20 protein-coding genes are annotated in these 21281 nt (G+C 50.8%); 8 read left to right on the top strand and 12 right to left on the bottom strand.

Annotated elements, in window-relative coordinates:
- Nucleotides 1–39 precede the first annotated feature (39 nt).
- Entirely contained in the window at nucleotides 40–3417 is a 3378-nt protein-coding gene (locus tag JFL75_RS16505; protein ID WP_215627771.1) for a UvrD-helicase domain-containing protein, read from the top strand.
- Nucleotides 3418–3463: 46 nt separating this feature from the next.
- Nucleotides 3464–3787 carry a GNAT family N-acetyltransferase gene (locus JFL75_RS16500; protein ID WP_223292685.1) on the top strand — a complete coding sequence of 108 codons (324 nt, stop codon included), beginning with the start codon at nucleotides 3464–3466 and terminating at the stop codon, nucleotides 3785–3787.
- Nucleotides 3788–3925: 138 nt separating this feature from the next.
- Here JFL75_RS16500 and JFL75_RS16495 read toward each other — a convergent pair whose 3' ends face one another.
- The 12 genes from JFL75_RS16495 to JFL75_RS16440 form a co-directional block, all read right to left on the bottom strand.
- The gene (locus tag JFL75_RS16495) at nucleotides 3926–4612 is read right to left on the bottom strand and encodes a pentapeptide repeat-containing protein (protein WP_215627769.1); all 687 of its coding nucleotides are present in this window, start codon (nucleotides 4610–4612) and stop codon (nucleotides 3926–3928) included.
- 138 nt (nucleotides 4613–4750) lie between these two features.
- A complete protein-coding gene (locus JFL75_RS16490) occupies nucleotides 4751–5551 on the bottom strand; it encodes a hypothetical protein (protein WP_215627768.1) in 801 nt (266 codons plus the stop codon).
- 176 nt (nucleotides 5552–5727) lie between these two features.
- Nucleotides 5728–6192: a GNAT family N-acetyltransferase gene (locus JFL75_RS16485; protein ID WP_215627767.1), complete on the bottom strand. Its 465-nt coding sequence runs from the start codon at nucleotides 6190–6192 to the stop codon at nucleotides 5728–5730.
- 119 nt (nucleotides 6193–6311) lie between these two features.
- The gene (locus tag JFL75_RS16480; RefSeq protein WP_223292684.1) at nucleotides 6312–6881 is read right to left on the bottom strand and encodes a hypothetical protein; all 570 of its coding nucleotides are present in this window, start codon (nucleotides 6879–6881) and stop codon (nucleotides 6312–6314) included.
- Nucleotides 6882–6925: 44 nt separating this feature from the next.
- On the bottom strand, nucleotides 6926–7717 hold the full coding sequence (locus tag JFL75_RS16475) for a hypothetical protein (RefSeq protein ID WP_215627765.1): 792 nt from the start codon (nucleotides 7715–7717) through the stop codon (nucleotides 6926–6928).
- 273 nt (nucleotides 7718–7990) lie between these two features.
- The gene (guaA, locus tag JFL75_RS16470; RefSeq protein ID WP_215627764.1) at nucleotides 7991–9643 is read right to left on the bottom strand and encodes a glutamine-hydrolyzing GMP synthase; all 1653 of its coding nucleotides are present in this window, start codon (nucleotides 9641–9643) and stop codon (nucleotides 7991–7993) included.
- Entirely contained in the window at nucleotides 9628–10857 is a 1230-nt protein-coding gene (purA, locus tag JFL75_RS16465; protein ID WP_215627763.1) for an adenylosuccinate synthase, read from the bottom strand. Before purA ends, guaA begins: the two co-directional genes overlap by 16 nt.
- Nucleotides 10858–10965: 108 nt before the next feature.
- The gene (gene guaB, locus JFL75_RS16460) at nucleotides 10966–12402 is read right to left on the bottom strand and encodes an IMP dehydrogenase (RefSeq protein ID WP_215627762.1); all 1437 of its coding nucleotides are present in this window, start codon (nucleotides 12400–12402) and stop codon (nucleotides 10966–10968) included.
- A 56-nt stretch (nucleotides 12403–12458) separates the two neighbouring features.
- Nucleotides 12459–13943, bottom strand: a complete 1485-nt coding sequence (locus tag JFL75_RS16455; protein WP_215627761.1) for a lyase family protein — start codon at nucleotides 13941–13943, stop codon at nucleotides 12459–12461.
- 224 nt (nucleotides 13944–14167) lie between these two features.
- The gene (locus tag JFL75_RS16450; protein ID WP_215627760.1) at nucleotides 14168–14593 is read right to left on the bottom strand and encodes a DUF2141 domain-containing protein; all 426 of its coding nucleotides are present in this window, start codon (nucleotides 14591–14593) and stop codon (nucleotides 14168–14170) included.
- A 2-nt stretch (nucleotides 14594–14595) separates the two neighbouring features.
- Nucleotides 14596–15153, bottom strand: a complete 558-nt coding sequence (locus tag JFL75_RS16445; protein ID WP_215627759.1) for a methyltransferase family protein — start codon at nucleotides 15151–15153, stop codon at nucleotides 14596–14598.
- Nucleotides 15154–15252: 99 nt separating this feature from the next.
- Entirely contained in the window at nucleotides 15253–15870 is a 618-nt protein-coding gene (locus tag JFL75_RS16440) for a TetR/AcrR family transcriptional regulator (protein ID WP_215627758.1), read from the bottom strand.
- A 524-nt stretch (nucleotides 15871–16394) separates the two neighbouring features.
- Here JFL75_RS16440 and JFL75_RS16435 point away from each other — a divergent pair.
- The 6 genes from JFL75_RS16435 to JFL75_RS16410 all read left to right on the top strand — a co-directional run bounded on the left by JFL75_RS16435 (nucleotide 16395) and on the right by JFL75_RS16410 (nucleotide 21220).
- On the top strand, nucleotides 16395–16754 hold the full coding sequence (locus JFL75_RS16435) for a CD3324 family protein (RefSeq protein ID WP_223292683.1): 360 nt from the start codon (nucleotides 16395–16397) through the stop codon (nucleotides 16752–16754).
- A gap of 151 nt (nucleotides 16755–16905) precedes the next feature.
- Nucleotides 16906–18180 (top strand): RNHCP domain-containing protein, encoded by a 1275-nt coding sequence (locus tag JFL75_RS16430; RefSeq protein WP_215627757.1) that lies wholly within the window; start codon nucleotides 16906–16908, stop codon nucleotides 18178–18180.
- Between the two features lie 88 nt (nucleotides 18181–18268).
- A complete protein-coding gene (locus tag JFL75_RS16425; protein ID WP_215627756.1) occupies nucleotides 18269–19729 on the top strand; it encodes a DNA-3-methyladenine glycosylase 2 family protein in 1461 nt (486 codons plus the stop codon).
- A gap of 13 nt (nucleotides 19730–19742) precedes the next feature.
- On the top strand, nucleotides 19743–20282 hold the full coding sequence (locus JFL75_RS16420) for a methylated-DNA--[protein]-cysteine S-methyltransferase (RefSeq protein WP_215627755.1): 540 nt from the start codon (nucleotides 19743–19745) through the stop codon (nucleotides 20280–20282).
- Between the two features lie 109 nt (nucleotides 20283–20391).
- A complete protein-coding gene (locus tag JFL75_RS16415) occupies nucleotides 20392–20880 on the top strand; it encodes an HD domain-containing protein (protein WP_223292682.1) in 489 nt (162 codons plus the stop codon).
- Between the two features lie 94 nt (nucleotides 20881–20974).
- Nucleotides 20975–21220: an isocitrate lyase/phosphoenolpyruvate mutase family protein gene (locus JFL75_RS16410; protein WP_215627754.1), complete on the top strand. Its 246-nt coding sequence runs from the start codon at nucleotides 20975–20977 to the stop codon at nucleotides 21218–21220.
- Nucleotides 21221–21281 lie beyond the last annotated feature (61 nt).

The following is a 21281-nucleotide window of genomic DNA, read 5'->3' as shown; positions in this document are numbered from 1 at the left end:
CCCTTGTCCAGATTCTGAAGACTCCCTATACTAGGCCCCATGCGAACCATTGCCGATCTGCACATTCACTCCCGGTTTTCCCGGGCGACCAGTTCGAAGCTTACCCCGGCGTATCTTGACCGGTGGGCAAGAATCAAAGGCCTCAGCCTCCTGGGGACCGGTGACTGCACCCATCCGGTGTGGCTCAGGGAACTCAGGGACCAGCTCGAAGACGCCGGGGACGGACTGTTTGCCCTTAAACACACGGTACGCTCAGGCTTTGACGCCGGAGAGGCAATGGCCGGGGAACTTCCCGACCCCGGCCAGCCAGGGGACAATCCGCCGCTGTTTGTTCTTACCGGGGAAATCAGCACCATCTACAAGAAAGGCGATAAAACCAGAAAGGTCCACCATGTGGTATTGCTGCCCGGGTTTGAGGCCGCCGCCACATTCCAGCGGAAGCTGGAGCAGCTGGGAAACATCGCCTCTGACGGACGGCCGATCCTTGGGCTGGACTCCCGGGACCTCCTGGAGGTACTCCTCGATTCGGATGAACGTTCGATCCTTATCCCCGCTCACATCTGGACCCCATGGTTTTCGGCCCTGGGGGCAAAATCGGGGTTCGATTCCATAGACGAATGCTACGGCGACCTTGCTCCCCATATTACCGCCATCGAAACCGGCCTTTCCTCCAATCCTCCCATGAACTGGGCCCTGGAGTCCCTGGACCGTTTTTCCATTATATCGAATTCCGACGCCCACTCACCGGATAAACTTGCCCGGGAAGCAACGGTCTTTGAGATGGAAAGAAGCTACGCGTCCCTGGCCGCGGCTCTGCGTATCGGGAACGATCCGGGAAATCCGGGGATCATCGAAACAATTGAGTTTTTTCCGCAGGAAGGAAAATACCATTACGACGGCCACCGGAAGTGCAGCGTATACCTAACTCCGGAAGAAGCCGCCGATTCCATGGGAATATGCCCCGTCTGCGGCAAGGCCCTCACCCGGGGCGTCATGGGCAGAGTCATGGAACTTGCGGACCGTCCCGTTGACGAGGAAGCCCCCTGCCCGCCGGACTCCGCCGGCACAAACAAAAGCCCCTACCGGTCACTCATTCCGCTGAAGGAAATCCTTTCGGAAATTCTGAAAACAGGAACGGGATCAAAAAAAGTTGACGCCGCCTACAGCGGGCTCATACGCAAGACCGGGAATGAACTGTCGGTTCTTATGGATATGGCACCGGAAGAAATTGAGAAACTGGACTGTCCCGGTGTCTCCGGGGAACTCCTGGCGGCGGCAGTCCGCCGGATGCGTTCCGGAGAAGTCTCCATAACTCCGGGGTACGATGGGGAATACGGTATTATCCGCGCCTTCGGTCCCGGAGAACAGCAAAATGAAAAATCCGAAGCCGGCCTGTTCGGGGAACTGCCGGAACTGCCGGTTCAGAAAAAGCCCAAACCCCGGTATACGGCCAAGAACCAGACAGCGGAATTATCCGCAGCGGAATCACCTCCGGCGAATGACCGGCCCTTTGCCCTCGACGCGGATCAGGAAAAGGCGGTAACTCACAGGGGAAACCATTCCATAATCATCGCGGGACCGGGAACGGGAAAAACCGCGGTGCTGGCGAACCGCATCACCAGACTTTTATCCGAAGGGGCGGATCCTTCATCAATACTGGGAATAACCTTTACGGTCAAAGCCGCGGCGGAGCTCCGGGAACGGATCGCGAAAACCGCCGGTCCCGGAAAATCGCGGAAGCTGCCGACCGCGACTTTTCATTCCTTCTGCGTTTCCGTTCTCAGAGAACAGGCTTCCAAAATCGGCCTGGCGGAATCCTTTGGTATACTCGCCGAGGATGAAAGGCACAAAATACTTGCGGAACTTTGCGCCGCCGGAACCGGGGAAAAGAAAAAAGCCGCCCCGAAAAGCCTGGGGAAGTATATTGAGGAACGGAAACGGTATATCCTCATGCCCGGAAAAACGGAACCTAATTACGGCAGTTGCGGATGGCTGAAAGAAATTGCCCTGGAGATGGGAATGCCCGGGCAGAACCCGGACATGGAAGATCTCTACAGCCTTTACCGGGAGCGCCTCCGCAGCCTGGGCGTCCTGGACTTTGACGACCTTATAACCGGTACGGTCCGGCTCTTTATGGTGAGACCCGAAATTCTTTCGGAATACAGAAACCGCTTCCGGTATATTTTTGTTGACGAATACCAGGATGTCAACTTTGCCCAGTATGCTCTGATACGGCTGCTGGTCCCCGCCGGTCCGGAGGAGCGGGGAGAACAGCTGCCGGAACTCTGTGTCATCGGCGATCCGAACCAGGCAATTTACGGGTTCAGAGGATCCGACAAACGGTTCATTGACCGTTTTCTCTGTGACTATCCCGGAGCAGCTTCGTTCCGTCTGTCCAAAAGCTTTCGCTGCGCCGCTCCGATTATCGACGCCGCAGGGCGGCTCATGGATACCCGCCTCAGCGGACAGGGAACGGCGGTTAACCTGTTCCGGACAGGGTACCCTACGGAAAAATCCGAAGCCGAAGGCATTGCCCGGCACATTGCCCGGCTTATCGGCGGGACAACATTTTTTTCCTTTGATACCGGCGTGGTGGACAGCGGGGACGCCGCATCATCAAGCAGCCCGGAAGCGGCCCTCAGCGATTTGGGAGAATGCGCGGTTCTTGTCCGGGCGGCAGCTCTGGCGGCACCCATCGTGGAAGCGCTGAAAAGTTACGGAGTTCCCTTTCAATTCGCCGGCGAAAAACCCTGGTGGGAAGAGGGAGCCGCCAAAACACTGCTTGACGCGGTGAGACTGGCCCTCTCCGGCGGCAATCCCGGTGAGGCCGCTCCCCATGGCGATGGCTTATCCCGCGAGATCCGTACATTCTTCCTCGAAAAAACACCGGAGGAAGCGCTCGGTCTTTCGTGGGACCGGCTGCGGAGAGCAGGCGGCCCCGGCAAAAACGAACGGGAAGTACCCGCGTCGGTAGAAGAGTTAATAAGACTGGCATCACTGTACGGCGATTACAGAACTTTTATGGATTCCTTCTCGGTGGTTCAGCCCGAAGAAGGTTCCGGACGACGGCGTGACGGGATACAGGTTATGACCATCCATGCTTCCAAAGGACTGGAATTCGATCATGTTTTTGTAGCCGGAGCGGAAGAAGGAATTCTGCCCTTCACTCTTTTCGGAGACGGCGGCGGTTCCTCAGCGGATCCGGAAAATTATATCGACGAGGAGCGGCGGCTCCTGTATGTGGCCATGACCCGCGCACGGATCGGCCTCTACCTTTCCTGGGCAAACTCACGGCAATACCAGGGAAGAAAACTCCGGAATGGCCCCAGCCGGTTTTTCGCGGACCTGGAAAGCATTATCCCTCTCTCAGACGGAATTCCTATCCGGAAAAAAGATTCCCAGCTGGATTTATTCTGAATTTTATAAAAACGGAGTGATGGCATGATACGGGCGGTATCGGTAAGTGATATGCCGGCCTTGGACGGGGAATGGCCGCATTGGGGGTTTCATTTCCGGCATGCGGAATACCGCTTACTGCGACTGTGAAATTATCAGGCTGTATGTTTCCCGGGAAGTCCAGGGATGCGGGATCGGGTCACAGCTGCTTGAATACATGATGTACTGCTACCGGGGACTCGGATGCAGGACCATGGCGGCCCGGACGCTGCTGGGCGCGCGGAACAATTCATTCTATCTGAAACAGGGCGGAACGGAGAATCAAACCCAGGATTTCGAGTTCGGCGGTAGGAAATACCCCGCCGTGGAATTTACCTTCTCCCTCGAATAACGCGGATCTCCGTACCGCCGTTTTTCCGGCTTCAGCCGGCTTGACCGGATAGAGTATTCCCATCCCATAGCCGCCGAAGACTTGATGCATGCGTGTACCGCACTTAGTTTTTTTGGCACCGGCTGCAGACATTTAGCATTACACTATCTCAATGTCAAAAACCCGTACAAGTTCAACGGCCTGGTCGGAACTGATTTTTGCGCCCTTTAATTCAAAAAGATCTGCGGATATTTTAATACCGTCAATTAAACAATCCGAAAGATCAATTCCCCGCAATGGGGTTTTGAAGAAATCCGTTCCGCTGAATGTAATTTTTTTCAGTTTGATTTTTTTTATTTTTGATTCCGCAAAAGAGCTTTCGATAAACTTGCAGTTATCGAGAACGCAATCAGTTACTATGGAATTAGAAAAATTCCCGTAGTCAAACATACTGTCTGTCATTTTGGTTTCTTTTATAGAGCTTTCCAAAAACTTTCCGCCGACGGCGTTGCTTTCGGTTATATTTGATTTCTTCCAGAAGGTTTTACTGAAATCGGACAGGGAAATATTGCAGTTAATAAAATCCACGTAATAAAACCTGGACCGGGAGAAATTGCATTTATGAAAAGTACATTTTATAAACTGAACTTTCTCAAAATCGATACTAGACATATCAAATTCTGAAAGTTCCTCATTTTCAAAAACCAAATTCTCAATGGTATTTTCGTCGGATATTGCCTTTTCAACGCAATCCTTTAATGTATTTCTTTGTTCTTCCTGAAAATCCAATACTGCCTGTTTATTTTCCATGATGTACCCTGCTGCTAATTCAATACCAACCTTCATATTTTTTCAACCGATTGCCGGTACAATCATATAAAATGTTACATAGATATCATGGCAGCCGGCAAACACGGAGATATCCGGCCGCGGACCGCTGGCAGGACACGGCACAGGATGTTTGTCCGGCGCCGCGCTGCATCGCTATTTACTTAGACTTCCGTACCGCTGCCGATTGCTGAAGAAAACGATAATTGTTTTTTCTCCGTTTCGGTACGGGATAAACAAGTCATAGGAATCATTGTTCTGGATAAAATACTTCTCATTATAGCCGTCATTAAACACCCGTTCCAAATACTGTCTCTCTTTAAAGTCGTAATTTCTGATATACCGTAATTTATTTATTTCAGTATTTTCATTCTTTGATATTTCATCCCATCGGTTAAATGTCAGATAAAAATTATTTCCGTTTATTTCATCCTCTAATATTATCGCGGCGTCTGTGATATTTGTGTCGATTCTCAGCATGAAATTAATTATATTTACGACACTGTTTATCCACTCTTTTGACAGAGAATAATCGGTTATAGTATCTATCTCGCTCCGGTATGTACTAATTATTTCATCACCGGACATTTTTAATTCTCTCTCAATTTTTTTGGTCGATAAAAAATTTCCGAGAAACAATCCCATAATAATCAATGGAATTGAAACCAGGAAGACCAGAATACCTTTTCTGTTTTTTGTTGTTTTGCCAAGTTCATTATCGTTATTTATCTTCTCAGCTATTCTGGTAAGATTGATCATAACATTGATCATTAACGCGCCGGACATTAAAACCAGTATGCCAATGATGCTGTAGATAAAAACTTCCGTTATATGTTCTTTGAATATTTTCAGCCCGAACACCTGAACCGTTATAAAAATAATGACCCAATACAGCAGGGATATAACGGCGACAAAACCAATACCATTACTCAGCTTAACCATCTTTTTCGCGTTCATAACTTCTCCGGTTTGATTCTTTGCTTAATTAACTGATAAAACCCGGCAAAATAAATTCAATCCCCCAATCACCATTGATTGTTCTATATTATAATGTTCACTGAAAGCAAAACCTCTTCCCATACATTACGGTTTATTCCACTTGATATTACAGCTGTACAGAGCACCGGCCCCGTTTATAGTTTTATTTCAAACTCTATCTCATCACGTATTTCTATTCCATCTTCCATTTCCGGTATTTCAGGTTTTATTCTGCGGGAATTTTCCATTGCATTTTTATATATATTTGAAATATGGAATCCTCTTTTCTGATAAAATCCCAGGGCATGAATATTGGCGTTTGTGGTTATCAGCCAAACTCTTTTACACTTGCTGCTTTTTGCGATCTTTTTTATTCTCTCTATTATTTGCGTTCCTATTCCGCGGTTGTGAATAAAAGTTTCCAGCAATACTATTTCACAATCCTTTTTTATCCGATAAAGTCCTATCCCGGCAATTTTTCCATCATCATACGCGAGTATGCCATCTAAATCATGGGCTCTGTATATGGTCCCTCTTGTAACAATTATATCGGAGCCCCAGCCTTTTATTATATCCGATACGGCTTTATTGTGATCTTGTGTCTTTTCAATAAATTCCATCACCAGTCTCTTTTCTTTTTGATCCTGTATGGTATACGGTACGGCCTGAACGTAAAGAGGAATGGCAGAAGTCAGTGACACAGCGTACAGCGTTGTCAGGCGGTATCTGTCCGTTTGTTTTAGTTTATATTTACTCCTATATTCAGGAATACCGAATTTTCGATACAGCGTTTAAAATCCTTATACATACTGTCTCGTATATTTTTATCCGTTATTGTCATATAGATATTCGCAAAATAGTGTAACCCCATATCTAAATATGCTGAATACTGTACTATTTCGTTTTGATCGTCTTTTACCAGATAGATAATTATTCTTTTTACAGCGTCATTTTTTATTTCTATATCTGCTTTTTCCATTGTGTAATTATCATAATAATCCAGAAAATTATCCCGGTCATATTCTATCCATTCTTCCAATGGTGTATGGTCTTCAGGTTTATAGGCTAAATTTAAAATTGTTATTGCAGGGGATGTTTCTTTATTGTATTGCTTTAAATAAAAAAATCCATTAACGCCCAATTGCCGGGCATAACTCATGTCAACAAACCAGGTGTTTGGCAAAGTAACAGTCGCTATAAAATCTTGGCCGTAAATCATAAAGGGCTGCAGATCATCGTTCTGTGAAAACGCGTGGGTAGTATTAAGCAATAATACGATTAGAAAAAAACTGCATCTTTTATATTTCATAAGCAACTTCCATAAATCATTTATACCTGATACGGCATTGATTGTTATTTACTTTTATTGTTTCCAAGCTTTATAACGCCGTATACTGCTGATACAACACCAAATAATATTCCGCATACCAGGAGAACACTTAATCCTTCCTTTGTTATAAAGAACACTGACGCGAGTAAAAATACCATTCCAAGAAAAATTATAAACACCGATTCAATCTTATTTTTTATTGATCTTTTTCTTTCCTGCTCGTCAAGTAAGGATTGTCTTTTCTTTCTTTCGTCTTCTTCTTTCCTGCACGCATCCGCATACCGTTCAGAATAGCCTGCGAAACCATTGCCCAAATACCTGTCGTATCCTGTTAGCTCAAATATAGTACCTGTCATGGGGAATAGTTTTGGTATATAGTTCTCTTGTTTTATCGCGGTTAGATTCTTTTTTAAATTATTGATATATTTCGCCATCCCTTCAAAATTTCCCATTTCAAAAATTGATAGTTCTAAAATATCTTCTTCTCCGTACTTTTTATCCAGATAGCGCATAAAATCATCAAACACTATTACGTCATTCTCCAGGTACCGTTCGATAAATGGCCTTCCGTCTTTGGCGTTATTTAAAAATACCTGTTTAGGTAATTTTACAGTAACCCCCGAGGGGTTTTTCTCCAGATACGTTTGTACATCCTCATCACCCATAGCAAAAACCCGGATAATTTCAGGTTCAATGCTTTCAATCGCATTGATGTCAAGCAAGCATTGCCAGAATAACGGCAGCGTATTGTCCGCTTCAAATAATTCTATTGAGTTTTCTTTTGAAGTTCTCAGGATATACGTTCGATTTCCCATTTCTCAGGATCCTTTTATTTTTTTAAAAACGCTGCATCGTTTAGCCTAACATGTATCAACCGTATAATCAGGTTATCATACAATGCTGTCTTAGGCGACGGCCTTGCGTATATCGATAATTCAAAAAAATAACGGCTGACATACGCGTACCGGAACGCTGATAAAAAAACAAACGCCCCTCAAAGTATAAGAGGCGCCTGCCGGCACTGTATCTCTTTTAACTGCCGCTGGCCGCAGCCGTTCTGCTTACCGGGGTTTACACTGTCTTACGGATCATTCCCATTCAATAGTTGCCGGGGGCTTGGATGAGATGTCGTAGGTTACCCGGCCGATGTCCGTAACGGTGTTGGTGATCAAGGTTGAAATTTCCAGAAGGTCCTTCATGGAAAAGGGATACACATCGGCGGTCATGCCGTCATCGCTGGTAATGGCCCGGAGGGCGAGGACCCAGCTGTATTTGCGTACATCCCCGGCGACCCCCACGGAACGGATGGGAAGGAGCACCGCAAAGGCCTGCCAGATTTCATCGTAGAGGCCGCGCTTTTTCAGCTCTTCAATATAAATTGCGTCCGCGTCCCGGAGGATGTCACATTTTTCCTTGGTAACTTCCCCGAGAATGCGCACCCCCAAGCCGGGTCCCGGAAAGGGGTGCCGCCGGACAACATCCTCATCGATGCCGAGGATACGGCCGAGACTGCGGACCTCATCCTTATACAGCCGGTCCAGAGGTTCAATTATCCGGCCGGCTTTGCGCTTGGCGTCGACCAGAGGGCTGCCCACATTGTGGTGGCTCTTGATGAGGTGGGCTTTTTTCCCGATCCCCTTCCCGCTTTCGATGAGGTCGGTGTAAAGCGTCCCCTGAGCCAGAAAGTATGAATCAGGAAGTCCGAGCCGTGTGACCTCCCGTTCCTGGATCGTAATAAAGAGATCCCCGATGGCCTTGCGTTTTGCCTCAGGGTCCGTAAGTCCTTTAAGCGCGGAAAGGAATTCATTCTCACAGTGGATGATGTGCAGGTGCTTCGCGCCGAGCCGCTCAAGGTTGACCCGGACGGTTTCGGTTTCGTTTTTCCGCATGAGCCCGGTATCCATATACATCAGGTGGACCTGATCGGGATTGAGGGTCTTGAGGAGCAGCGCGCCGGCCACGGTGGAATCCACACCGCCGGAGATGAGGAGCAGCACCGGATTAGCCCCGACCCGCTGACCCAGGGACGCGCGGACTTCTTCTATATATTGTTCCATACTCCAGCCCGGTTTGCAGCCGCAGACTCCGAACACGAAGCCGGCGATTATTTCCGTTCCCCGTTCGTTGTGGGTAACTTCCGGATGGAACTGGACACCGAACCAGGGACGCTCCTCATGGACAAGCACCGCCGGAGCGCCGTGCAGGCTGGTTCCGAACTGCCGGAAACCGCGGCCGAGCTTTGTGATGGTATCGCCGTGGCTCATCCAGGAATTGATTGAAAAGGATGCTCCGGGTTTTGATTTGGCGGCGGTACTGCCCCGGATGGCATCCAGAGGAACCGTACCGTCGAAGCCGGAGAAAAACGCCGCTGCGGCATCGCCCCCGGCGAGTTTACCCGGATCATCCGGTACCGTAAGATTTACTTCGAGGCTGCCGTACTCCCGTTCAGGAAGGGCCTCCACCGTACCGCCGTTATCCACGGTCATACGCTGAATCCCGTAGCAGATCCCCAGCAGCGGAAGTCCCAGGGAGTAGATGCGCTGATCCGGCACTTCCCCGTCGGGGCTGTACACCGATTCGGGGGAACCGGAAAGGATAATCCCCTTTACGTCCGCGAGCGTTTCATCGGTGACAGCCGCGTCCCCGGGGATTATTTCCGCGTACACCCCAAGCTCCCGGATTCTCCGTCCGATAAGCTGAGTGGTCTGGCTTCCGAAATCGAGGATCAGTATTTTGTCCATGGACTCTTCCTGATAATGGTTTCTTTCCGGTCGTATCCGACGGAAACTATATCGACGGGGGTTTCACAGAACCGTTCGATAAATTCAATATACTCCATAGCTTCCTCGGGGAACTCCTCATAGGTAAGGGCCTGCTTGAGGGATTTCTTCCAGCCCGGAAAACGGCGGAGTACCGGTTTCGCGGCGTTGAGAGATTCAATGGAAGCGGGAAAAGTTTCCACCCGTTTGCTGCCGATCTGATAGGCGACACAGGCCTGAATCTCGTCCAGGGTATCGTAGACATCCAGGTGGGTCATGACCAGGGAATCAATTGAATTGGTAAGGCAGGTATACCGGAGCGCCACGAGATCGAGATACCCGCAGCGCCGGGGCCGCCCGGTGGTGACCCCGTATTCCCGGCCGGTTTCCCGGACAAAGCGGCAGATCTCATCTTCGGAATTATCGTTGAATTCACTGGGGAAAGGGCCGTTTCCGACCCGGGTGGAATAGGCTTTGAAAACCCCCAGGATTTTGTCCAGGTTCCGCGGGCCGACGCATCCGCCCACGGCGGCGCCGGCGGCGCAGGACATCCCGCTGGAAACATAGGGGTACGTTCCCAGATCGAGATCCAGGAGCGCTCCCTGGGCGCCTTCAAAAAGAATCTGGGAATTCTTATGGTGGGTAAGGTACACCGAAACGTCTATAGCCATATCCTGAAGCCGGTCTATGAACGGAGCCAGGAATTCCCGGTCCGCCGGTTCCAGCTCATCCATTTTTTCCTTCCAGGAAAGGTCCGCGATGCGGATGCCGTCCCGGTCGCTTTTCATGGAATAGGTGATGCCGATACCCCGGCCGGTGGTGCCGATGGGCGTCTTGCGGGCCGCGTCCCGCTGCTTGTCGATTTCTATGTACCGGGGAAGCACTATGTGGGCGCGGTCTGAAATAAAAACCCGGCCCGCGGTGTCGATACCCCGTTCCTGCAGCATGGACAGTTCATTAAAAAGGGCCACCGGGTCGATCACCATGCCGGCGCCGAGGATTACCACTTTGTCGGGATACAGGACACCGGAAGGAATGAGGTGAAGGGCGTACTGTTCGTCACCGATGACAATGGTATGTCCCGCGTTGGCGCCTCCGGCGAAACGGACGATTATCTGGGCTTCATTTGCCAGGTAATCAACGATCTTTCCCTTTCCCTCATCGCCCCATTGGGCACCGATTACAACAACATTCATGCGGAATACCTTGCCTTTGTGTTGATGGCGGCCCCGGAGAGCCGCCTTTCCGGTGAGCGTCTGACAGGCAGACGCGCATCCCCTATTCCCGCTTTATAAACACTCACTCTATGAGCGGGAATAGTTGGGCGCCTCCTGGGTGATGGTAACGTCATGGGTATGGCTTTCCCGGAGGCCCGCGGCGGTAATCTTAACGAAATTCCGGTATTTCTTCAACTCATCGATGTTCCTGCAGCCGCAGTAGCCCATACCCTTCCTGAGACCCGACACAAGCTGGTGGAGGTAATTCTTGAGCTCCCCTTTATAGGGGACCCGGCCTTCAATGCCCTCGGGCACCGGGGTTTCATCCTTGGTTATCTGGTACCGGTCGCCGGAGCCGTCTTTGAGGGCGCCCATGCTTCCCATACCCCGGTATTCCTTGTAGATCCTGCCGTCGTAGAGGATTTCCCGGCCCGGAGCTTCCTTGAGACCCGCGAAGAGGTTGCCGACCATGACTACGCCGGCACCGGCGCCGATGGCCTTGGTAATATCCCCGGAGAATTTGATCCCGCCGTCGGCTATGATGGGGATATTGTCTTTCGCGGCTTCCTCGGCGCAGTCCCAGACCGCGGTAAACTGGGGAACGCCGATTCCCGCGACGATCCGGGTGGTGCAGATTGAACCGGGTCCGATGCCGACTTTGACCGCGTCGGCGCCGGCATCGATGAGCCGGCGGGTGCCTTCTTTGGATGCGACGTTTCCGCCGATAACCGGGACACCGAATTTCTTCCTGATCCCGGCCACCGCGTCGGTGACGTTCTTCGAATCGCCGTGGGCCGTATCCAGAACCACAAAGTCAACCTTGGCGTTTTTTAGCAGCGGCATCCGGACATCGTAGTCCTGGGGCGAAACCGCGGCGCCCACCAGGAGCCGTCCGGATTTATCCGTGGCTGCGTGGGGGAACATATCGTGTTTTTCCATATCCTTTACGGTGATAAGCCCGGTGAGCCGCCCCGAGGCGTCCACCACGGGAAGCTTTTCTATACGGTGTTTGTCGAATTTCGCCCGTGCGCTGGAGGTTGTCGGATCCCCCTGCTCCACCACGGGGTCCTTGGTCATCACATCCAGGACCGAAAGGGTATCGTCGGTGCAGAACCGGAGGTCCCGGGCGGTAATAATGCCCACCAGGTGTCCGGTATCGTCGAGGACCGGCATTCCGGAGACTCTGGTCCGTTCCATGAGGTTTTTTATATCCCGTACCGATGCGTCCATACCCACCGTCACCGGCTCGTCGATGATCCAGTTGAGGAAGCGCTTAACATTGGCCACCTGCTGGGCCTGGGCTTCGGGTTTGAGATTGCGGTGGATCACGCCGGTGCCGCCTTCCAGGGCGATGGCAATGGCGAGCCGTTCTTCGGTAACCGTGTCCATGGCGGCGGAGATGATCGGAACATTGAGCTGAATATCGGCGCACAGGGTTGTCTTGACATCACAGTCCCGGGGGAGCAGGTCGGAATAACCCGGCAGGAGGAGTACATCATCATAGGAATAGGCTTCTTTAAACATATTTTTCTCTCCTTACTATATAAATTCACAAAAGGCGCCCACAGGGGCGCCGTATTTCACTCAGCAGAGGGCCGGGCACAGGAGCCGGCCATAAGGTTCCGGTATTTCGCGGCCAGGGCTTTCGCCTTTTTAGCCGCCAGGCCGGAGTACCGCTCCGGTTCCCTGAAAAAGGCCAGGGCTTCGCCGGAGGAAGCCGTCAGGCCGAGCTCCGCCATTTTCCCGCCGATGCGCTCCAGGACTTCCGGTTCCTTTGCCAGGGCTTCGGCAAAGCTGATTCCATCCTTTTCCGCGGCCAGGGTAATCCGGCGGATTACCTCATGAGCGTCGGAAACACCGGTTTCCGCCAGGAGAATGTACGCGGGCTCCGCCATAACCCCGCCGGCTATCCCGGAACCGCGGCCGGACGCTTCGGTCCCTGTACCGCCCCGGAGATTGTAGAGCAGCCGTTCCCGGTCAACCCCGAGGCCTTCCACGACTCCCTTCATGCGGCTTACCGCCAGGCAAAAACCAGCAACGTAATCGGCGGTAAAGCGCTGGCTCGCGGAATTGGAAAGGTCCCGCTGGTGTTCGCTGATCTGGTCCATGAAAAAGGTCATTGTCCTGGGCATAAAGGCCTTCCACAGGCTTTTAACATGTTCGGAATTCCAGGGGTTCCGCTTCTGGGGCATGGTGGAAGAGCCCACCTGGTCCGCTCCGAACCCTTCCCGGAGTTCGCCGATTTCGGTGCGCTGCAGGTTCCGGAGGTCGTCCGCCAGGTTCGCGATGATACCGAAGGCAACGTTGAATTCAAGAAGCAGCCGGAGCAGATATTCGGGTTCCACCAGCTGGGTGGAATGCTCCGACGGCTCAAGACCGAGTCCGGCGAGATAGATTCGTTCCAGTTCCTCGGGATCCCTGACGATCATAGTGGTGGCGTTATAGGCGCCCACGGCGCCGGCGAGTTTCCCCTTAAGCCCTGAGGCGAGCCGTTCGATCTCGAGGATGGATTTTCCCAGGCGGGAGACGTATTCCGCCAGGGCAAAACCCACGGTCACAGGCACCGCGTGCTGTCCGTGGGTCCGGCCGACCTGGGGGGTCTCCGCTTCTTTTTCAGCAAAATCACAGAGAAGCAGCTCGAGCTTCCGCAGCAGGGGGAGCACCACTTCATAGGTAACACCCTTCATCCTGTATGAAAGGGCGGTATCGAGGATATCGACGCTGGTGGCCCCCAGATGGACCAGGGGGGCCGTATCGGCGGGGACCTTCGTTTTAAGGACATTGACCAGAGCCCGGATATTGTGCCGGGTCTTTTCCTCTTCGGCGTAAACCTCCGCGGGATCCACCGAAGCCCCGGCTTTTTCCAGGGTTTCCCGCAGTTCCGGCGTGAGCTGCCCCCGCATGGAGAGATGGGCGACCATAAGGGCGACTTCGGCTTTTATACATGACGCCACCGCGGCTTCCTCGGAAATCCAGGGCGTGAGGGCGTCAAAAAGCTCCTGTTCGGAAATTGAGTACCGGTGGTCGATGGGTGAAATATTGCGGAAAATACTGCGGGCTTCCATACGAGACTATGGCATAGAATTATGAATTTGTCCAGGGTGATGAAACGCAGGGTACCTGCATTATTAAGATAGTACTCGACACAGAAGCATGGGATACCGGGTCCGGGGGTCCTGCCTGTGCGGGGGGTGCTGGGTACGGGATATCTCTACAATCTTGCCGATGATCCGCTGGAACCAGGCCTGGCTAAGCGGAGATCCCAGGGTGCGGTGATTTTTACATACCATCAGAACGTATACAGCCGGATGGTAATTGTCCCGGTTCTGCTGTGTATCGGGACCTTTATTTTCTTAAACCCTCCCGGTATTCCCCTGCCGTCATAGTTGGACATACCAACCGGTTCCCTGGGAATGCCGAGGAACCCCGTATCCAGCTGGTTGTTTCCGCTACGGTCCTGGTAAACGGTGATACCATACTCCCCTTCCGGCACGGACACGTCCAGAACCGCGGTTTCACTGTCAGGGGAGATTTCAAAACGCAGTCCCGGCGATTTGCTGCGGAATTCCTCCCCAGTGGCAATGGCCGCGTATACGGTTCCACCGTCACGAACCACATTACGGATCTCCAGGGTGACCGGAACATCCGCGGACAAACCGGAAAGCTCAAGGAAAACCAGAAAGAAAAAGAGGATGGGTTTCTTGATACTTGACATATTTATTTCTTCCCGCCCCGGACAAGTAAAACCCTGGGAGTTTTTTTCATATATTCCAGATACTCATCACCGTAGCGCTCCGTACAGTACCGTTCCTGCATAAAGAACATTGGGTATGACGCTGCAATATTGATGGCCGCCGCCAGCCAGAACCAGCCGTTATCCGCTATAAGCGCTATCCCCAAATACATACCAAAAACCATAACCTGCATCGGGTTCCGGGAGACCTTGTACAGCCCCCAGGTTATCGGCTTATCGGTTTCCTCCCTGGAAAACTGCCACATTGCGAGGTTTGTCAGTATGAGGCCGGCACAGTACAGGAGATTTCCGGCGATGAAGGCAATCCCTCTGGGATAAACCGGAATAAACAGGGAAAGCCCCATCATGGCATACCGGGAAACGAGACTGACAGCGGCAAACATTTTTTCTGCAAATGATCCATGCCTGGCAAAGGTGAGAATTTTCCTGCGCTTCTCCGCGGGAACAAAAAACATCACCATGGATGTGACAAGTCCATATCCGAGAAAATACCAGAATACGTGTGTGAGGCCTAAATACATGGTATATACCTTTTCCTTTTATACATAATAGTGAATGAATTCATTCACTATTATGTATATGGTATACGTTTATGTCAATGGAAAAAACTGCTCCCGAATCTACCGCTTGCCCCAGCCTCTTCCCAGGCGGTTTTCTTCGCTGCCCAGAAGGATTTTACAGGTTCTCCTGATTGTGGGAACAAAAGACACAATATGTTCCGGCACATTTTTTTTAGGCATTTCACTGTGGATAAGATTGATTATACCGTAGGAGAGTATCCGTACTGTACCGGAAATGTCGTCACAGTGAAAAACACCTTCCCGCTGTCCCTGCTCCACAATTGGTATCAGGATGTCTGAGATATGAACCGCGATCCGCCTGATCCGTTCGGCGCTGATCTCCGGAACATCCCTATATGACGACTCAAACTCACCGTGGGCTGCAGCGTAGGTTAAAAGCGATTGAATAACCGCGTTGAATTTACCAATTGCGTCAACGGTTCCGCGGATGGATTGCCGCATATTCTCAACGGCTTTCTGTGCATAAAAATCCGAGCTGGCCGCAAAAATCTCCTGCTTGGATTTGAAATACCGGTAACATAATCCCTGGGCAGCATTCATCCGTTCCGCAATATCCTGGATGGTGGTATTTTCATACCCCTTTTCTTCAAAAAGAGTCAAAGCGGTTGTAATAATTTCCTGCTTTCTTTCTTCCGGTGATTTTGATATCCGGGCCACGGCAAACCTCCTGGTGAGGAATGAATATATTCATTCTGCAACAATATCCTGTTCCGGTGGATCCCTCAAGAGGGGTGGATTACAGTAAATAAAGGGAAAACGTTAAACACGTCTTGCAGTTTACGCCCTGCTTTGCTACAATGCCTTAAACCATTTGAAGAGAGGTAGGTTTGTGTCCGTTGTCCGGTAATAAGTAACAATCAATAATACGCTGCAGTACTGCGTGGAATTATTTTTGTTATTATTAATTGGATAAATACACTCAGGCCGCCTGTTTCATAAGGGTTTGCCAGCGCATATAACAGCCGCGGAATTAACGGCTGATGCAACATAAAAAGAGGGATTTATGTAATTCCCTTCCTGTAAGTATTCCAATCAGTAAGCAGATAATTCTACACGGTAGGGTTATCTGCTTTTTTTGTCAGAAAATTTACGGCAAGAGAATAAACATATAGGGAGAATTTTTTATGTACCGTCCGACCGTGGTTATGCAGTAGCAAAGGCTATCGCATAACGTAAAAAATATGATGAACAGCCTTTGCTCAATCCTTGCATACACAATCAGAAGGAGTGAGCTAATGAGCTATATCAAGGCAGCGGATGTTCTGCCCCGGGAGATTATCGATAAAATACAACATTACGTTGACGGTGAATATATTTACATTCCAAGAAAGGAATCCAACCGAAAGACTTGGGGGGAGAACACCAGAAGCAAAGAATTTGTTTTGCGCAGAAATGAAGAAATATACAAAAACTATATTGAAGGAATGTCTGCCCGTGAACTTGCCGGGGTATATTTCCTGTCGCAGAAAAGCGTACAGAAAATAATCGCCCGGCAGCGCTGGGAAGATTTATCAGCAGGAGAAAATAAAGGGGGTGGATAAACCCATACATTTACTGAAAAGCGCCGTGAAAGATCATGGCGCTTTTTTATTTACGAAACGTCTATTCGGTTGTTCCAGAGAGGCCGCGGATTTTATACTAGTAATTACAGACATACCCTGTGTGTCTGTAATTACGCGGAAGGAGAAGACAATGAAAAGGGGCAGTACGGCGGCCGTTAGGGCAATCGTAACCAATATCATGAACAAGGAAGCGAAGATACTTTCAAAACACTCAGAACTTTCCTGTTCGTTAACCGGCGATATTCTTTCCGGCAAAAACAAACTGGCCGTTGGAGACTGGATAGAGGCGGAAGATATTGGAAACAGCCAGTACAGGGCATTACACATACTGCCGAGAAAAACAGCGGTGTACCGCGGGAACCGGCGCTCACCGGGTGAAGAAATACTCATCGCCGCAAACGCGGAAATCCTTCTCGTTGTTGTACCGGCGGACTATCTGATGAACCAGGCCGGTTATCCGGAAGCGGCAATCATCGCCGCGGGAAGGGCCAATATCGAGATCGGCATATTCATCAGCAAATGGGACGAAATCACCGGAGGCGCACAGGAAGCGCTGCTGCCGAAAATAGAATTGTACCGGTCTGTTTCAAACTTTGTTATCGCCGGTTCTGCCGGTGACCACCACCGTGATTTAGCCGAAAAAACTGAAGGTAAAACCGTACTCGTGGTTGGAGACAGGTCCTGCGGCAAAACGACGCTGATTAACGGACATGTAAAGGGCCGGACTGGACCGGCAGCCCGCGGCGGCAAACCCGTAAGTACCAATGCCGTTTCCCTGCTGCGGGGAAACGGAGAAACGATGTGGATCGACACCCCCGGGTTCCGTGACTTCGCGCTGCAGCATATTACAGAGGAAGAGAGAAACACCGTTTTTCATGAGATAGCCGAACACGCGGTTAACTGCCGTTTCAGAAACTGCCGCCATATATATGAAGATGAATGCCAGGTTATTGAAGGGGTCAGAAAAAAACTGATTAAGAGAGAACGGTATGAGGCTTATAAAAAGATGAACGCCCCGGATTCCGCTTCCAGTCATGAGCCTAAGATCGATTACCGGCATTCGGCTTGCGCTGAAAGTTTTACCTGCAAAGTATGCGGGACCCCCGTTCCTCCGGAAGGCGCGGGGAGCCGACACCGCAACCATTGCCCGAAATGTCTGTCCAGCGTACACGTTGACGACGAACCGGGGGACCGCGCGTCGTTGTGCAGGGGAATTATGGACCCCATCAGCGTATGGGTCCGCAAAGACGGTGAGTGGGCAGTTATTCACCGGTGCAGGTCCTGCGGGGTTCTCAGCTCCAACAGGATCGCGGCGGATGACAGCCAGACCGTACTCATGTCCATTGCGGTAAAGCCTTTGGCCGCGCCGCCGTTCCCGCTGTATACATTGGACGAAACGGGGTAATATCCGTATAAAAACCATGTCCGAAAACAGCGAGAATAATAAGCGGACCATGATATAATAAAGTCAGAATCAAAAAGAGGGGCGAAATGTGACAGAAAAGGACAGCGGTTTGTATGCCGCCTTTAAGGCGAAAGACGCCCGTTTTGACGGACGGTTTTTCGTCGGAATATCCTCCACAGGGATATACTGCCGTCCGGTGTGCAGGGCAAGGCAGCCTAAACCTGAAAACTGTACTTTTTTCCCAACCGCGGCGGAGGCGGAACAGGCGGGATACCGCCCGTGTCTTTTATGCAGGCCCGAGCTTGCCCCCGGAACTTCCATAACCGACGCCAACGCTAATCTGGTCCGCCGGGCGGCGAGGATGCTGGAGAAAACCTGTGGAAACGGGCAGAGCCTGGAGGAAATAGCCGGGAAGCTGGGCTATACCGGCCGGCATTTGCGGCGTGTATTCACGGCGGAATACAATGTATCACCGGTTCAGTATCTGCAAACGTGCCGGCTGCTTCTCGCTAAGAATCTGCTTACGGATACAAACCTGCCGGTGCTGGAAGTCGCCATGGCATCCGGCTTCGGCAGCCTTCGCCGTTTCAACGATCTTTTCAAAAAACATTATAATCTTTCACCCACGGCGCTGCGAAAACGCGTGCCGGAGGAGAAAGACCGCAGCGGCAATATTACCCTGGCGCTGGGCTACCGCCCGCCTTATCATTGGGAAGAAATGCTCCGCTTCCTTGCGGGACGGGCGATCACCGGGATAGAGCTTGTGAAAGACGGTGAGTACATGCGCACCGTGGATCTGAAAAACGCGGAGGGAAAACGTGTTTACGGCTGGGTTCGGATAGGCCACAAACCGAAACAGAACGCCCTGAGCGTCACGGTCAGTGAAACACTGCTGCCGGTCCTCCCGCAGGTATTGGCGCGGGTACGGCACCTGTTTGATTTATACTGCGACCCAACCGCGGTACATGAAACGCTCCAGACAATGAATAACATCCGGCCGGGACTTTGTACTTTGGGAACCCGGGTACCCGGCTGTTTTAATACCTTCGAAATGGCGGTGCGCGCGGTGCTGGGGCAGCAAATCACGGTAAAAGCCGCAGGCACGCTGGCCGCAAGAATTGTTGAAAACTACGGGACCGCGATTCAAACCGGGATTGAAGGTTTGACCCATGTTTTCCCAACCCCCGAAGACGTATTAGCTATGGGTGAAAATATTACCAATAATTTCGGCGAACTGGGGGTTATTTCCGCGCGTTCCAATACCATTTTTGAACTGGCCCGGGCATTGTCACAGGGGGACATTGACGTTGACCTCTGCGCCCGGCCGGAAGAAGAAATGAAAAAGCTGATGGGGATCCGCGGTATCGGGAGCTGGACAGCGCAGTATATCGCCATGCGGGCCATGGAATGGCCTGACGCGTTTCTCGAAACCGACGTCGGCGTAAAAAAAGCGCTGCCGTCATTCACATCAAAGGAATTGCTGGAAATGGCGGAAGCCTGGCGGCCGTGGCGCAGCTACGCCACCGTCAATCTCTGGAACACCTTATAAGGAGAACCGTAAAATGTACTATTCAACGACCTATCAGTCCCCAATTGGAAAAATTATGCTTGCATGTGACGGCGGCAATCTTGTGGGTTTATGGACGGAAGGACAAAAATACTTCGGAGATACCGTACCCGAAACCATGACAGAACGGGACAATATACCGGTATTCGATTCCGCAAAAAAATGGCTGGACCGGTACTTTGCGGGCAAAAAACCCAGCAGCTCCCAATTACCCTTAGCGCCCATCGGAGGCAAGTTCCGCCAGGAGGTTTGGAACATCCTGCGTGAAATCCCATACGGCGAAGTTTTTACTTACGGCGGCATTGCTAAAAAAATGGCGGCAAAAATGGGCAAGCCCAGCATGTCTAGTCAGGCTGTCGGCGGCGCGGTCGGACACAATCCCATATCCATCATCATTCCCTGCCACCGGGTAGTCGGTTCAAACGGCAGCTTGACCGGCTTTTCCGGCGGCGTTCAAATGAAGATTACGCTGCTTGAATTAGAGGGCGTTGACTTGTCCGGAATGTTTGTACCTAAAAAAGGTACGGCGCTGTAAACTATTTTTATATTATCAACGCGGCGGTTTATGATCGGCGCACCGGGGCATGCCGCAGGCAAGCCCGTCCGCTTAAATGCCATACAGGAAGGAACAAGGAAGTATATAAATGAACCGACATGTAAATTTATTGCTGCAGATGATGGAATATGAAAAAGGCTGTCCGCAGCGTATACAGCATTTTTTGAAGGTACTATCTTTTTCAGAACAGATAGGACGGATGGAAAATCTGGACGAAGAAACGTTTTGCATTTTAAAGACCGCCGCCGTTGTCCACGACATAGGCATACGAGTCAGTCTTGAAAAACATGGCAGCGGCGCGGGTAATTATCAGCAAATCGAGGGGCCGCCGATAGCACAGCCCATGCTGGAAGCGTTAGGTTATGAAAAGGACGTGACAGACCGGGTCTGCTACCTTATCGCCCATCACCATACATACGGCAATATCGATGGACCCGATTACCAGATTTTGGTTGAAGCTGACTTTCTGGTAAATATCTTCGAAAACGAAATGCCGCCGGAAGCCGTAAAGAAAGTCCGTCAAAATATTTTTCGCACCGAAAGCGGAAAGCAAATTTTTGACTGCCTCTACCCATAAAATCAATCGCTTTTAAAACGAAACGAAAAAAAGAAAAGGCTGAGCTGCAATGATAACCGAAAAACAAAAAGAGAAGGGGTGTATTTTTTCTGCCATGCAGAGGGAAAACAAAATGTTTGTGCTTCCCAATGCCCGGAACGCCGGCAGCGCCTATGTGTTTGAAAAACAGGGCTTTAAGGCTGTGGCGACTTCAAGCGCGGGGATAGCTTATGATTTGGGCTATCCGGACGGGGAGGATATACCCTTCGGCGATCTGCTGTATGTGGCAGAAAAAATCGCAAACCGTGCAGAAATTCCTACGCGGAAGCAAATGAGTATTTCACTTCACGAAAATGAATAACCTCTTCAGAATGGAACCGTATCCTGAAATTTTTGCGGGCAACAATCAACAATGGAAAACT

The organism is Breznakiella homolactica, assembly GCF_016616095.2.
Taxonomy (GTDB): Bacteria; Spirochaetota; Spirochaetia; order Treponematales; family Breznakiellaceae; genus Breznakiella; species Breznakiella homolactica.
The sequence above is the reverse complement of the archived record's forward strand: the minus strand, read 5'-3'. Positions and strand labels throughout refer to the sequence as shown.